Here is a 12,810-nt window from a genome sequence, read left to right as displayed (position 1 = left end):
ATGTCCGACACTAATAAAAAACCTATCGATGTCAAAAAAAGCCTGATCGACACGATTCTGGCCGGGTTGATTGCCCTGATTGTCTTCGGCCCGATCGTGGGCGTAGTACTTGAAGGTTATAGCTACAACCTGCAGCCAACGCGTGTGGCCTGGATGGTCGGGGCGGTGATGATCGGGCGTCTGGTCTTGAGCCTGTTCATGCAAACCGCCAAGGGCGTGAAGGTTCAGCAAAGCTTCGAAGTCATCGGCTCAGGCGTGCATGTGCTGCCGCCTGATTTCAAGTCGCGGCTGCGCTTCATCATCCCGGCGTTGATCGTGATCGCTATCGTGTTTCCGATCTTCGCCGACAAGTACCTGCTGACGGTGGTGATCCTGGGCTTGATCTACGTGTTGCTGGGCCTTGGCCTGAACATCGTGGTCGGTCTGGCAGGCCTGCTCGACTTGGGTTACGTGGCGTTCTACGCCATCGGCGCTTATGGCCTGGCGCTGGGTTATCACTACCTTGGCCTGGGCTTCTGGACCATGTTGCCGCTGTCGGCACTCATGGCGGCGATGGCCGGATGCATACTCGGCTTCCCGGTCTTGCGCATGCACGGCGACTACCTGGCCATCGTGACCCTGGGCTTCGGTGAAATCATTCGCCTGATACTGACCAACTGGCTGTCCTTCACGGGCGGGCCTAACGGTATGCCGGTGCCATCACCGTCGGTTTTCGGTGTCGAGTTCGGGCGTGTGGCAAAGGATGGCGGGATACCCTTCCATGAATTCTTCGGGACTGAATACAACCCGAACGTAAAGTTCATGCTCATCTATGGCGTGCTGTTCCTCGTGGTGATGCTGGTGCTGTACATCAAGCATCGCCTGACGCGCATGCCGGTCGGGCGTGCCTGGGAAGCCTTGCGCGAAGATGAAATCGCCTGTCGGGCCATGGGCCTCAACCACGTTCTGGTCAAGCTGTCGGCCTTTACCCTGGGGGCTTCCACTGCCGGTCTGGCCGGGGTGTTTTTCGCCAGCTATCAAGGCTTCGTCAACCCGACCTCGTTCTCGTTCTTCGAGTCGGCCTTGATCCTCGCCATCGTCGTGCTCGGCGGCATGGGTTCGACGGTCGGCGTGGTGATCGCGGCGTTCGTGCTGACGGTCGCCCCGGAACTGCTGCGCAGCTTCGCCGAATACCGCGTGTTGCTGTTCGGCATCCTCATGGTGCTCATGATGATCTGGAAACCGCGCGGCCTGATTCGGATCAGCCGTACCGGTGTGACTCCACGTAAAGGTGCCTTGACTGAGAGGGCCGCGCCATGAGCGAAGACATCGTTCTAAAGGTCGAGAACCTGATGATGCATTTCGGCGGCATCAAAGCCCTGAGCGACGTCAGCCTGAAAGTCAAACGTAACTCGATCTTCGCGTTGATCGGCCCCAACGGTGCGGGCAAGACCACGGTGTTCAACTGCCTGACCGGTTTCTACAAGGCCACCGGCGGGCACATCGAACTTAACACCCGAGGGGTGAAAACCAACGTTATCAAAATGCTCGGAGAGCCGTTCAAGGCGACCGATTTCGTTTCGCCGAAAAGTTTCATCAGCCGGCTCCACTTCAAGATGTTCGGTGGCACGCACCTGATCAACCGCGCCGGCCTGGCGCGGACCTTCCAGAACATTCGCCTGTTCAGGGAAATGTCGGTGATCGAGAACCTGCTGGTGGCCCAGCACATGTGGGTCAACCGCAACCTGATGTCCGGCATTCTCAACACCAAAGGCTACCGCAAGGCTGAAAGCGATGCCCTGGACCATGCCTTCTATTGGCTGGAGGTGGTCGATCTGGTGGACTGCGCCAACCGCTTGGCCGGTGAGCTTTCCTACGGCCAGCAGCGCCGTCTGGAAATCGCCCGGGCGATGTGCACCCGGCCCAAGATCATTTGTCTGGACGAACCGGCGGCGGGCCTCAACCCGCAGGAAACCGAGGCGCTCAGCGCGATGATTCGACATCTGCGCGACGACCACGACATTACCGTGGTGCTGATTGAACACGACATGGGCATGGTCATGAGTATTTCCGACCACATCGTGGTGCTGGACCACGGCAACGTGATCGCCGAGGGTGACCCTCAAGCGATTCGCAACGATCCGAAAGTGATTGCCGCCTACCTGGGTGCTGATGAAGAGGAGCTGGTATGAGTCAACCGATCCTCGAACTGAAAGAGATCGACGTGTTCTACGGACCGATCCAGGCCCTGAAAAAGGTCTCGCTGCACATCAACGAAGGGGAAACCGTCAGCCTGATCGGCTCCAACGGTGCCGGCAAATCGACGCTGCTGATGTCGATTTTCGGTCAGCCACGGGCCGCCGACGGGCAGATCGTCTACCGCGGCGTGGACATCACCCACAAGTCGTCCCACTACATTGCCTCCAACGGCATTGCACAGTCGCCGGAAGGGCGGCGGGTGTTCCCCGACATGACCGTCGAGGAAAACCTGTTGATGGGCACGATCCCGATTGGCGACAAGTTCGCCGCCGAGGACATGCAACGCATGTTCGAGCTGTTTCCACGGCTCAAGGAACGGCGCAATCAGCGGGCGATGACCATGTCCGGTGGCGAGCAGCAAATGCTCGCCATCGCCAGGGCCTTGATGAGCCGGCCCAAGCTGCTGCTGCTCGACGAGCCGAGCCTGGGGTTGGCGCCGATCGTGGTGAAGCAGATCTTCGCCACCTTGCGCGAACTGGCGGGCACCGGCATGACCATCTTCCTGGTCGAGCAGAACGCCAACCACGCGCTCAAGCTGTCGGATCGGGCCTATGTGATGGTCAACGGTGAAATCCGTTTGAGCGGCACTGGCAAGGAGCTGCTGGTGAACGAAGAGGTGCGTAACGCCTACCTCGGCGGTCACTAAGCTTCTCTGACATCAAAAACGCCCTGACGGCTCCAGCCTCAGGGCGTTTTTTATTCCCCCGTAGGAGCTGCCGAAGGCTGCGATCTGTTGATCTTTGTGGTTGTCTTGAAACGGTGCTGGTTGTGGAAAAGATCGCAGCCTTCGGCAGCTCCTACGGGGGATGTGGTTTCGGATTTTGAAAATGTGGAAAACAATATTCTCAACCTGTTAAAGCGCGACATAAAGCCGCTGCAAATAGCTGTTTTTCCACAGTTTTGACTTGTCCCCGTTTGCTGTGGAACTGGCTGTGGGTAACATGGGAGCAACTGTCTGTGCGCCTTTAACGGCGTGGCTTGCAGGGTTGTGGTTGTTTTTTGAGCAGGCATTTTTACGTGGCGTTGAGCGAGCATTGTCAACCTTTTTATTGCCGACGCCAGCCGACTGAAAAATCGTTACTCAGCCTGTGGATAAGTCTGTGGTTAAACTCTGGAAAGACTCGGCAAAGGGCCGTAATGACTGGCGTGGAGCCATCGCCTCGGTGACTGGGCGGTCGCACCGGCCGATGCTGGCTACACTTGTCAGTGCCCAGGTCAAGCAAAAAACTTTCAAATCTGCCCGCAAAGCCTTGTAGATAGCGCGTCTCAAGGTTTGCACTTGCCCCCAAAGACTGTGGACGGGGCTGTGGATAAGGTGCGTGCAGTTGGCTACAAGCCACGGGGGGCATGGCGCTGGCGAGGTTGATCGTTTTCTGTACAGCGAACATGACAGAATTTTCATTTTCGCGGTTTTGGGTTCAGGTACTCTGCGCGCCTTGGCGCCCCCGAATGGGCGCTCGTCATTTGACGACATGGAGCCATTGCATGACCGATAGTCCCGCCGAACCCGTCAGCCCAATGCGCCGGCTGCGTCAACGAATCGGCTACCACCTGGCGGTGATGGATCTCGGTGGACGGGGGCTGGCATTGATCGGCGGGCTGATATTCCTGGCCTGGATCAGCTCCGGTATCTACAAGGTTCAGCCGGATGAACAGGGCATCGTGCTGCGCTTCGGGCGCTGGCAGCAGACCGCCGAGTCCGGGCTGCACTATCACTTGCCCTATCCTGTCGAAACCGTCCTGTTACCCAAGATCACTCAGGTCAATCAGCTGCAACTGGGCACCAGTGCCAGCGTGCAGAGCGCGGCGAGCAATGGCGCGCGCGACAAGCAGATGCTCACCGGTGACGAGAACATCGTCGAAGCCGATTGCACGGTGTTCTGGCGAATCAAGGACGCGCGACTCTACCTGTTCAAAATCAGCGACCCCGAGCGCTCGGTGAAACTTGCGGCCGAAAGCGCGCTGCGCGAGGTGATCGGGCGTACGCCGATTCAGTCAGTGATGTCCGATAAACGTGCGCAGATTGCCGATGAAACCCGGGACTTGCTGCAGCAACTGCTGGACCGCGAACAGGCCGGGATTCTCATCACTCAGGTGCAACTGCAACGGGTCGATCCGCCGCCGCAAGTGATCGATGCGTTCAACGACGTGCAGCGGGCCCGCGCCGATCAGGAGCGCGCCCGTAACGAAGCCGAAGCCTATGCCAACGACGTGATTCCCCGCGCCCGCGGCGATGCGGCGCGTATCACCCAGGATGCCGAGGCTTATCAGGCGCAAGTCGGCAACCTGGCCGAGGGCGAGGCCAAGCGGTTTCTCTCGGTTTACAACAGCTACGTGCAATCCAAAGACGTCACCGCCTGGCGTCTGTACATGGAGAGCATGGATGAAGTCCTGAAAAAGGCCTCCAAAGTGATCATCGACTCTTCCGGCAAGGGCATGTCCGGGGTGGTGCCTTACCTGCCGCTGAGCGAGCCGGGCAAACCGCAGCAGAAGGACGCTCGACCATGAACCGCACCTTCAAATGGTTGGCCTTGAGTGCCTGCGCGATTGCGCTCTGGGCGTTGGCCGCGTCAGCCTATGTGGTCGATGAATCACAGCAGGCACTGATCATCCGCTTTGGCGCACCGATGGGCGTGGCCGGGGAGCCGGGGCTCAAGTTCAAGGTGCCGTTCAGCGACTCCATCGTGTTCTACGACAGCCGTCTGCAAACCCTGGCGTCACCGGCCGAACAAGTGATTCTTGGCGATCAGAAGCGTATCGAGGTCGAGACCTATACGCGTTTTCGCATCAACGACCCGCTGCGTTTCTATCAGACGGTCGGAACGCTGGATCAGGCCAATGCGCAACTGACACAAATGGTCAGCTCTTCGTTGCGCCGGGAGTTGGGTCAGATATCGCTGCGTTCGCTGTTGTCACCGGCCCGTCAGCAGGAAGTCGCGATCATCGAGAAAGACGTGGCCGACAAGGCCCGCGCACTCGGCATCGACGTGACGGAGGTGCGCCTGCACCGTGCCGACCTGCCGCTGGAGGCCAGTCAGGCGATTTACGACCGGATGAAATCCGAGCGCCAACGTGAAGCCAAGGAGTTGCGCGCGCAGGGGTTTGAATGGGCCCAGCAGATCCAGGCCAAGGCCGACCGTGATCGTACCGTGTTGTTGTCCGAGGTCCAGCGCCAGTCGGCCATTACCCATGGTGAAGCGGATGCGGCGGCCAACCAGATTCTCTCGGCGGCGTTCAGCAAGGATCCGCAGTTCTACAAGTTGTACCGCTCGTTGCAGACCTACCGTCAGGCGCTGTCTGACAGTCAGCCGATGCTGGTGCTGACGCCTGATGCGGAGTTTCTCAAGCAGTTCCGGACCGGGCCGGCCACGACCGGCGGCCAGTCGCGACAGCCATGAGCGACCTTCGCGCAGACCGCCGGGTTGAGCGGCTCGCCGGGATGATGTTTCGATGACGCAGTCTCTTGCCGGGAAAACGCTCGATGTTATTTGACGGTGCGCTGCACGCGCTGAGTATGGTCTTTGAGGTGTTCCTGCTGGACCTGATCCTGTCCGGCGACAACGCGTTGGTGATCGCCATGGCCTGTCGTGGGCTGCCGCCGGATCAACTCAAACGAGCCGTGTTGATCGGCACCAGTGGCGCTATCGCCCTGCGGGCATTGCTGACCACGCTGGCCGGTTGGTTGCTGCTGGTGCCTTGGCTCAAGTTGATCGGCGCCGTGCTGTTGCTGGTGATTGCAGTACGACTGCTGACTGAGGAAGACGCGAACGAAGAGGGCAACTCGTCAGACAGTTCGCCACAGACCTTGGGTGGTGCGGTGGTCACGGTGCTGACCGCCGATCTGATCATGAGCATGGACAACGTGGTCGGGTTGGCGGCGGTGGCTCAGGGCAGTGTCTTTTATCTGGTGCTGGGGTTGCTGTTGAGCGTGCCGCTGCTGATGTTCGGCAGCCTGCAGATCACCCGGTTGTTGCAGCGTCAGCCGTTGCTGGTGTCGATTGGTGCGGCACTGCTGGGCTATGTCGCGGGGGATATTGCAGTGTCCGATCCGGTGGTGGTGGGCTGGGTCAACAGCCAGTCGCCGGCGCTCAATCAGGTGCTGCCGCTGTTGTGCGCGGTGTATGTGGTGCTTCAGGCGCGGATCATTCGTCGGCAGCGTGCACGATTACCCAAACCGGCCGTCAAGCCACGGATTGCGCCCGTTGTCGAGTTCCAGGAGTCGATCCGCGCACCGGTTGCGTTGCCTGTCGTGAAGCCCGAGGTCGTCCTGACTGCACCGCCTGCGGCTGCGATTGAGGCGACTGGAGACGAGCCGCCTCGGCGCCTGGCTCGGTGGTTCGGCGGCTACAGTGGCTGGGCGACGGTGTTGGCCGGGCTTGCGGGTATTTTCGTGATCAGTGCGGCGTTGTATAGCCTGGTGGGCGGCTTGTCGGGTGGTCTGCTGCCCACGCCGCAAAAGGATTATGTGTATGTCTGCACCGGTGCCAGTACCACCCTTTACTATCGGCCCGGCGGCAGCACGATCCGGATGGTCACGGGCGGCGGTGAAGCCACGGGTTATGTGAGGTACAAATCAATCCTCTGGCAGAACCCGCAGAACGCCCTCAAGGAGCTGCATCTGACGCCTCCCAGCGAGATCGAAAAAACCAGTCCCACGGTCGTCACCCTCAATGGCGGCAGCTTCTCGCAGATCCAGTGCACGCGCAGTCTGTGACGTGAGCGTTGCTGACCCGGTTGCCGCTGTGCTCCGGGCCGGGCATGCTGCTGGTTGATTTTCTATTCCACTGGCTGCCTGTCAGCCCAACCCAGGAGAACACGATGTCCAACACCCTGTTTATTACCGGCGCGACGTCCGGTTTTGGTGAAGCCTGTGCCCGTCGTTTTGCCGAGGCCGGCTGGAAACTGGTGCTGACAGGCCGTCGTGAAGAGCGTCTGAATGCGCTGTGCGCCGAATTGTCGAAGCAGACCGAAGTCCATGGCCTGGTGCTCGACGTGCGTGACCGCAAGGCCATGGAAGAGGCGATTGCCAATCTGCCGCCGTCGTTTGCCACGTTGCGCGGGCTGATCAACAACGCTGGCCTGGCCTTGGGTGTAGACCCGGCACCCAAGTGCGATCTGGACGATTGGGACACCATGGTCGACACCAACATCAAAGGCCTGATGTACAGCACTCGCCTGCTGCTGCCGCGCTTGATTGCCCACGGTCGCGGCGCCGGGATCATCAACCTCGGTTCCATCGCCGGCAACTACCCGTACCCGGGCAGCCACGTGTATGGCGCGACCAAAGCCTTCGTCAAACAGTTCTCGCTGAACCTGCGTTGCGACCTGCAAGGCACCGGTGTGCGCGTGAGCAACATCGAGCCGGGTCTGTGTGAAAGCGAGTTCTCGCTGGTGCGTTTTGCCGGTGACCAGGCTCGCTACGACGCCACCTATGCAGGCGCCGAGCCGATCCAGCCGCAGGATATCGCCGAGACGATCTTCTGGGTCCTCAATGCTCCGGCGCACATCAACATCAACCGTCTGGAGTTGATGCCGGTGAGCCAGACCTGGGGTGGGTTTGCGATTGACCGCAGTAGTAAGGCTTAAGACCGCGTAACGGCTATCGCGAGCAAGCTCGCTCCCACAGTCATTATTGGTGTGCCTGAGATTGCAGGCACACCAAAGATCCAATGTGGGGGCGGGCTTGCTCGCGATAGCGGTCTTTCTGTCAGCCGAAATATTCGGCCAAACCGCGATAGCAGGTCGCCAAATGGTAAGGCGTGGTCGATGGCATGTCTTGACGGCTGACCGCGCCGCTGGCGTCCAGGCACTCGTACCAGCCCCCGACATGCAGGAAGCGTTGCTGCAAGGCTTTCAACTGACGCTCAAGCAAGGCTTCACTGTCAGGGCGCAAGGTCAGGGCGCGCAGGTATTCGGCCTGGGCCCAGATGCGTTGGGTTTCATCGCGGGGTCTGCCGTCCAGCTCAAGGTCGAGCATCGCTCGCACTGCGCTGCTCTGCTGATCGACACCCAACTGTTCGGTAAAGGTGAATGCGCGGGTCAGCGAGGCGTGCAGTGTTGAGCCGCGCAGTGCCGCCGATGATTCCAGCAAAAAGAACCATTCGAACTGATGCCCAGGCTCAAACCAGTTATCCACAGCCCCCAGCGGCTTTTCCATCATTACCCCGTGCTGCGGGTCGATGAAGTGCTTTTGCATGGCCTCGCAGAGTGCGTTGAGCGCGGCCTCGACTGGAGCATCATCGCGTACGGAAAGCGTGGCGAGGAACGCTTCGGCCAAATGCATCAGCGGGTTTTGCAATGGCCCGGTGTTGAGCGACGACCAGTCGCGGTCGAGGCTGGCTTCGTACAGACCGTCGTCCTTGGCGAAACGCTGAGCGACCACTTCTAGCGCGGCATTGAGCACCGATTCCACCAGCGGTTCGCGAACCTTGGCCCAGTAATGGGCGCAGGCAAACAGAATGAACGCGTGGGTGTAGAGGTCTTTGCGCTGATCCAGCGGCGAGCCATGGGTGTCGATGCTGTAGAACCAGCCGCCGTGCTCGGCATCATGGAAATGCCGTTGCAAGGACCGGAACAGCGCTGCGGCCCGCTCTTCGGCGGCCGGCACTTCATCGATCAGGCTGGCGAACAGGTACAGCTGTCGCGCGCAGGCCATGGCCCGATAGCGTTGTGGCGGCAATGGCCGGTGCTCGGCGTCCAGCGCTTCATACGGCAGCGCCATGTCTGCGTTCCAGCCGGGCCCTTGCCAGAGCGGCACGATCACGTCCTGGAAATGCTGCTGCACGGTGGCAAACAGGGCGATCAATTCAGGCTGGGAGGCGGAGCGGGGAGCATGGGGCATTGGCTGGCGTCGTCACGGCAGGAGTGTTTGCGCGACATGGTAGCAGAGAGGTTGGTCTGAAAGACGCGGTGTCTGTAAGACCGCTATCGCGAGCAATCGAGCGTCGACCGGCTGCTCCCACAATTGTCCTGCGAACACAGGTCCACTGTGGGAGCGAGCTTGCTCGCGATGAGGCCGGACAGACGATAGAAAACTCAGCCGGCCAGCAAGCCGTTGTCGCCATGGCCCGGGTGGGCGAAGGCCAGAGCGGGCGTGAGCAGCAGGGCTGCGGCGGCGAAAATGCGTTTGAATGTCATGAATCAGCTTCCTTGTTGATAACCTGTGTGGATAAGTTTCAGGCCGCAGTCAGCAGCCCCTGGCGCTCGATGAAGGCGATGATTTCTTCAAGGCCCTGGCCGGTTTTCTGGTTGCTGAAGACGAACGGCTTGCCGCCGCGCATGCGTTTGGTGTCGCTGTCCATCATCGACAGCGACGCGCCTACCAGCGGCGCCAGGTCGATCTTGTTGATCACCAGCAGGTCGGATTTGCAGATCCCCGGTCCGCCCTTGCGCGGCAGCTTGTCGCCGGCCGAGACGTCGATCACGTAGATCGTCAGGTCCGAGAGTTCGGGGCTGAAGGTTGCCGACAGGTTGTCGCCGCCGGACTCCACCAGAATCAGATCGAGGCCAGGAAAGCGCCGGTTCAGCTGATCCACGGCTTCGAGGTTGATCGACGCGTCTTCGCGAATCGCCGTGTGCGGGCAGCCGCCGGTTTCCACGCCGATGATCCGCTCGGGCGCCAGGGCCTCGTTGCGCACCAGAAAATCGGCGTCTTCGCGGGTGTAGATGTCGTTGGTGACCACCGCCAGGTTGTAGCGATCACGCAGCGCCAGGCACAGGGCCAGGGTCAGCGCGGTTTTGCCGGAACCAACCGGGCCGCCGATACCGACACGCAGAGGTTGTGTGTTCATGTGCTTCTCCAAAATAACAGGGCCAAAATAACAGGCCCTAGGAACGGAACAGACGGCTGTACTGGCGCTCATGGGCCATGCACGCCAGGGACAGGCCGAAAGCGGCGCTGCCGTAGTGTTGGGGATCGATGCTTGAGGCGTTCTGCTGCGCCTGTTGCAGCAGCGGCAGCAATTCGCTGGTGAGCCGTTGCGCGGCTTGCTGGCCCAGCGGCAGCGTCTTCATCAACACCACCAATTGATTCTCCAGCCAGCTCCAGAGCCAGGCGGCCAAGGCATCTTGCGGGTTGATCTGCCAGGCGCGGGCGGCCAGCGCCCAGCCGAGGGCCAGGTGCGGCTCGCTGCGTTGTGCGAGAAAGGCGCGGGCGGCGTCATCCAGTTCCGGCAAGCCGTTGAGCAATTGCTGCAGGGAATAGCCCATTTGCCGGCTCTCCTGATGCAGCTCGCGGGTTTCCCGGCTGGCGCGGTGTTCCTCACAGCGTTGCAGCAATTGCGGCCAGTCTTCATTGGCCGCTGCGGTGCAATGGGCGAGCAACAGCGGCGCTTCGAAACGCGCCAGGTTAAGCAGCAACTGATCGCTGATCCAGCGTTTGGCCGATAGCGGATCGGTCACCCGGCCGTTGTCCACAGCCATTTCCAGGCCTTGGGAATAGCTGTAGCCACCAATCGGCAATTGCGGGCTGGCCAGGCGCAGCAGCGCCCAGGCCGGGTTCATGTGCGTACGCCGAACTGGTGCAGTTTCGGTGGATAGTTGAAATCTTCATCGCCGTGGCGTGAATGATGATGACCACCGCCATAAGCGCCGTGCTCCGGCTGGAACGCTGCTTCGATGTTTTCGGTCCGGGCGCCCAACTGTTCGAGCATGGCTTTGAGCACATAGTCGTCGAGCAGGCGCAACCAGCCGTCACCGATTTGCAGGGCAACGTGGCGGTTGCCCAGGTGATAGGCAGCGCGGGTCAATTCGAAGGCGTTGGCGCAGGTGACGTGCAGCAGTTGCTCGGGACGGGCGCAGACGCGAACGATGCGGCCGTCTTCGGCCTCCAGGCATTCGCCGTCGTACAGCGGCGGCTGGCCACGCTCCAAAAACAACCCGACGTCTTCACCTTCGGCACTGAAACAGCGCAGGCGACTTTTACTGCGCGCCTCGAAGTTCAGGTGCAACTCAGCGGCCCAGACGGGTTGAGGGTCGATTCTGCGATGAATCACCAGCATTGGAAGGCTTCCAGCAAAGGACAATGCTCAGGCTAGAGCAAGGGGCTTGCCAATCGGCCGAGATGTAGGAAATCCCTGTCAGAGCGAAGAAGGTGCTTCTGGGTGTTGCGGGGATTTGAGCGAAGTTGGTGCGTGATGCTTTATGCGAGCACCACTTTGTGGCGCATAAAGAAGGTCGTCCGAACGCTGCCCGAGCCTGCGGCAGCTCCACACAGTATGTGAACACCAAGGCGCTGGCGAAGCCTGCGATCTTTTGACGTTAAAGCCCCTCCAACCCTGCCATCAGATCATTCAGCCGTCCCGTCTTCTCCCTTGGATGGGGTTTGACCTATCAAGGCAACGTCCTTCAATCCTTCGGGACCTCTCCTACATTTTCCCTTCGGCGATTTTGTTAGCGTTCGTGTCATTGCAGCTGGGGTACTCGACTCGGGTGTGAGTGTCCTTAGCCATTGCCGAAGGACGAAGCGCTGCATGGGCGAAGGTTTTGAAGACCAAGATGCGTACTGCTTTGGCAATTACAAAGACTTCAGCGGTTTTCAAATGCCGGATGGACAGAAATGCACCATTTATCCAGGCTGCACGGAATAAGGACATTACCCAATGACAACGTTGAATTCGCAGGTGAAGTCGCTGCTTAAAATCCCTGCCTTGGGGTGTAGCCTCGCTTTAACGGCAGGCTGCGCCACCGGCCAGCCGAACACGTTCACCTTTACCGCCGATCTACCCCCCGACTTTGCCTATCAGGCCATCGCCGTGTATGAGCCGGCCAAAGGGGAAACCTGCAGCGTGCCGGGCGGGAGAAACACGGAAGTGGGGTTCAACTTGAAGTGGCGTGAATCCTACACCCCCACATCTGAAATCGCCCTTCACAGAACGGTCAGCGGCTGCCCCTTGGTGATCAGGCGCATCAAGCTGGAGATCAACGCGACCTATGGCAAAACCCGAAGAGATTTTGGAGGGGACGACGCCGTGGTCGCCATTCGCGATGAGCTGGAGGAGCAGTACAAGGGCACCTTCAGCGAAGCGGGCGAAAGCACCTTCTACGGGCAATGCCAATGGCTGTTCCGCACCATGGGACCCAAACGACGCATCGTAAAAATCCTCGACTGCAAAAAAACCAATGCACTGGGCGAGCCGGGGCGTGGTCGCCCGTTCTCGGCGTACACCCTCGATCAGCTACCGGGTAAAACCGTGAAGATGACGATCAAGTTGGCGGACGAAGAACGGCCCTACATGGGAGATACCTGGGTCAAGGTGCCCAATGGTTGGAAGCGCTGCATGGGCAAAGGTTTTGAAGACCAAGATGCGTATTGCTTTGGCAATTACAAAGACTTCAGCGGTTTTCAAATGCCGGATGGGCAGAAATGCACCATTTATCCAGGCTGCACGGAATAAGGACATTACCCAATGACAACGTTGAATTCGCAGGTGAAGTCGCTGCTTAAAATCCCTGCCTTGGGGTGTAGCCTCGCTTTAGCGGCAGGCTGCGCCACCGGCCAGCCGAACACGTTCACCTTTACCGCCGATCTACCCCCCGACTTTGCCTATCAGGCCATCGCCGTGTATGAGCCGG

At 59.9% G+C, this 12,810-nt stretch carries 12 protein-coding genes and 1 pseudogene; 8 read left to right on the top strand and 5 right to left on the bottom strand.

The genetic code is table 11. The features are described from left to right. The 7 genes from livM to AC1RPZ_RS21930 all read left to right on the top strand — a co-directional run bounded on the left by livM (position 1) and on the right by AC1RPZ_RS21930 (position 7,824). Positions 1 to 1,299 (top strand): high-affinity branched-chain amino acid ABC transporter permease LivM, encoded by a 1,299-nt coding sequence (livM, locus tag AC1RPZ_RS21960; protein WP_493139357.1) that lies wholly within the window; start codon positions 1 to 3, stop codon positions 1,297 to 1,299. Further along, positions 1,296 to 2,171, top strand: coding sequence for an ABC transporter ATP-binding protein (locus AC1RPZ_RS21955; protein ID WP_493139356.1), 876 nt, complete (start codon positions 1,296 to 1,298; stop codon positions 2,169 to 2,171). Before livM ends, AC1RPZ_RS21955 begins: the two co-directional genes overlap by 4 nt. Continuing rightward, positions 2,168 to 2,884, top strand: coding sequence for an ABC transporter ATP-binding protein (locus tag AC1RPZ_RS21950; protein ID WP_493139354.1), 717 nt, complete (start codon positions 2,168 to 2,170; stop codon positions 2,882 to 2,884). Before AC1RPZ_RS21955 ends, AC1RPZ_RS21950 begins: the two co-directional genes overlap by 4 nt. Before the next feature lie 839 nt (positions 2,885 to 3,723). Beyond that, on the top strand, positions 3,724 to 4,746 hold the full coding sequence (gene hflK / locus AC1RPZ_RS21945) for an FtsH protease activity modulator HflK (protein ID WP_493139352.1): 1,023 nt from the start codon (positions 3,724 to 3,726) through the stop codon (positions 4,744 to 4,746). Beyond that, complete coding sequence (gene hflC / locus AC1RPZ_RS21940) at positions 4,743 to 5,636, top strand: protease modulator HflC (protein ID WP_493139350.1); 894 nt, start codon at positions 4,743 to 4,745, stop codon at positions 5,634 to 5,636. Before hflK ends, hflC begins: the two co-directional genes overlap by 4 nt. Before the next feature lie 83 nt (positions 5,637 to 5,719). Beyond that, positions 5,720 to 6,952, top strand: a complete 1,233-nt coding sequence (locus AC1RPZ_RS21935; RefSeq protein ID WP_493139348.1) for a TerC family protein — start codon at positions 5,720 to 5,722, stop codon at positions 6,950 to 6,952. Between the two features lie 104 nt (positions 6,953 to 7,056). Next, on the top strand, positions 7,057 to 7,824 hold the full coding sequence (locus AC1RPZ_RS21930; RefSeq protein WP_493139347.1) for an SDR family oxidoreductase: 768 nt from the start codon (positions 7,057 to 7,059) through the stop codon (positions 7,822 to 7,824). A 121-nt stretch (positions 7,825 to 7,945) separates the two neighbouring features. Here AC1RPZ_RS21930 and AC1RPZ_RS21925 read toward each other — a convergent pair whose 3' ends face one another. The 5 genes and pseudogenes from AC1RPZ_RS21925 to ureE form a co-directional block, all read right to left on the bottom strand. Continuing rightward, a complete protein-coding gene (locus AC1RPZ_RS21925; RefSeq protein WP_493139345.1) occupies positions 7,946 to 9,079 on the bottom strand; it encodes an AGE family epimerase/isomerase in 1,134 nt (377 codons plus the stop codon). 197 nt (positions 9,080 to 9,276) lie between these two features. After that, positions 9,277 to 9,375 (bottom strand): annotated as a pseudogene (locus tag AC1RPZ_RS21920) (HupE/UreJ family protein); the annotation flags it as partial. Positions 9,376 to 9,413: 38 nt separating this feature from the next. Then, positions 9,414 to 10,028 (bottom strand): urease accessory protein UreG, encoded by a 615-nt coding sequence (ureG, locus tag AC1RPZ_RS21915; RefSeq protein WP_493139343.1) that lies wholly within the window; start codon positions 10,026 to 10,028, stop codon positions 9,414 to 9,416. Positions 10,029 to 10,065: 37 nt separating this feature from the next. Then, the gene (locus AC1RPZ_RS21910; protein ID WP_493139341.1) at positions 10,066 to 10,740 is read right to left on the bottom strand and encodes an urease accessory protein UreF; all 675 of its coding nucleotides are present in this window, start codon (positions 10,738 to 10,740) and stop codon (positions 10,066 to 10,068) included. Then, on the bottom strand, positions 10,737 to 11,237 hold the full coding sequence (gene ureE / locus AC1RPZ_RS21905) for an urease accessory protein UreE (protein WP_493139340.1): 501 nt from the start codon (positions 11,235 to 11,237) through the stop codon (positions 10,737 to 10,739). The genes AC1RPZ_RS21910 and ureE overlap by 4 nt, the downstream gene beginning before the upstream one ends. A 600-nt stretch (positions 11,238 to 11,837) precedes the next feature. Between ureE and AC1RPZ_RS21900 the strand changes: the two genes are divergently transcribed. Beyond that, positions 11,838 to 12,632, top strand: a complete 795-nt coding sequence (locus AC1RPZ_RS21900; protein WP_493139338.1) for a hypothetical protein — start codon at positions 11,838 to 11,840, stop codon at positions 12,630 to 12,632. Positions 12,633 to 12,810 lie beyond the last annotated feature (178 nt).

This window comes from Pseudomonas sp. GW822-FHT02D10 (genome assembly GCF_058802345.1).
The sequence above is the reverse complement of the archived record's forward strand: the minus strand, read 5'-3'. Positions and strand labels throughout refer to the sequence as shown.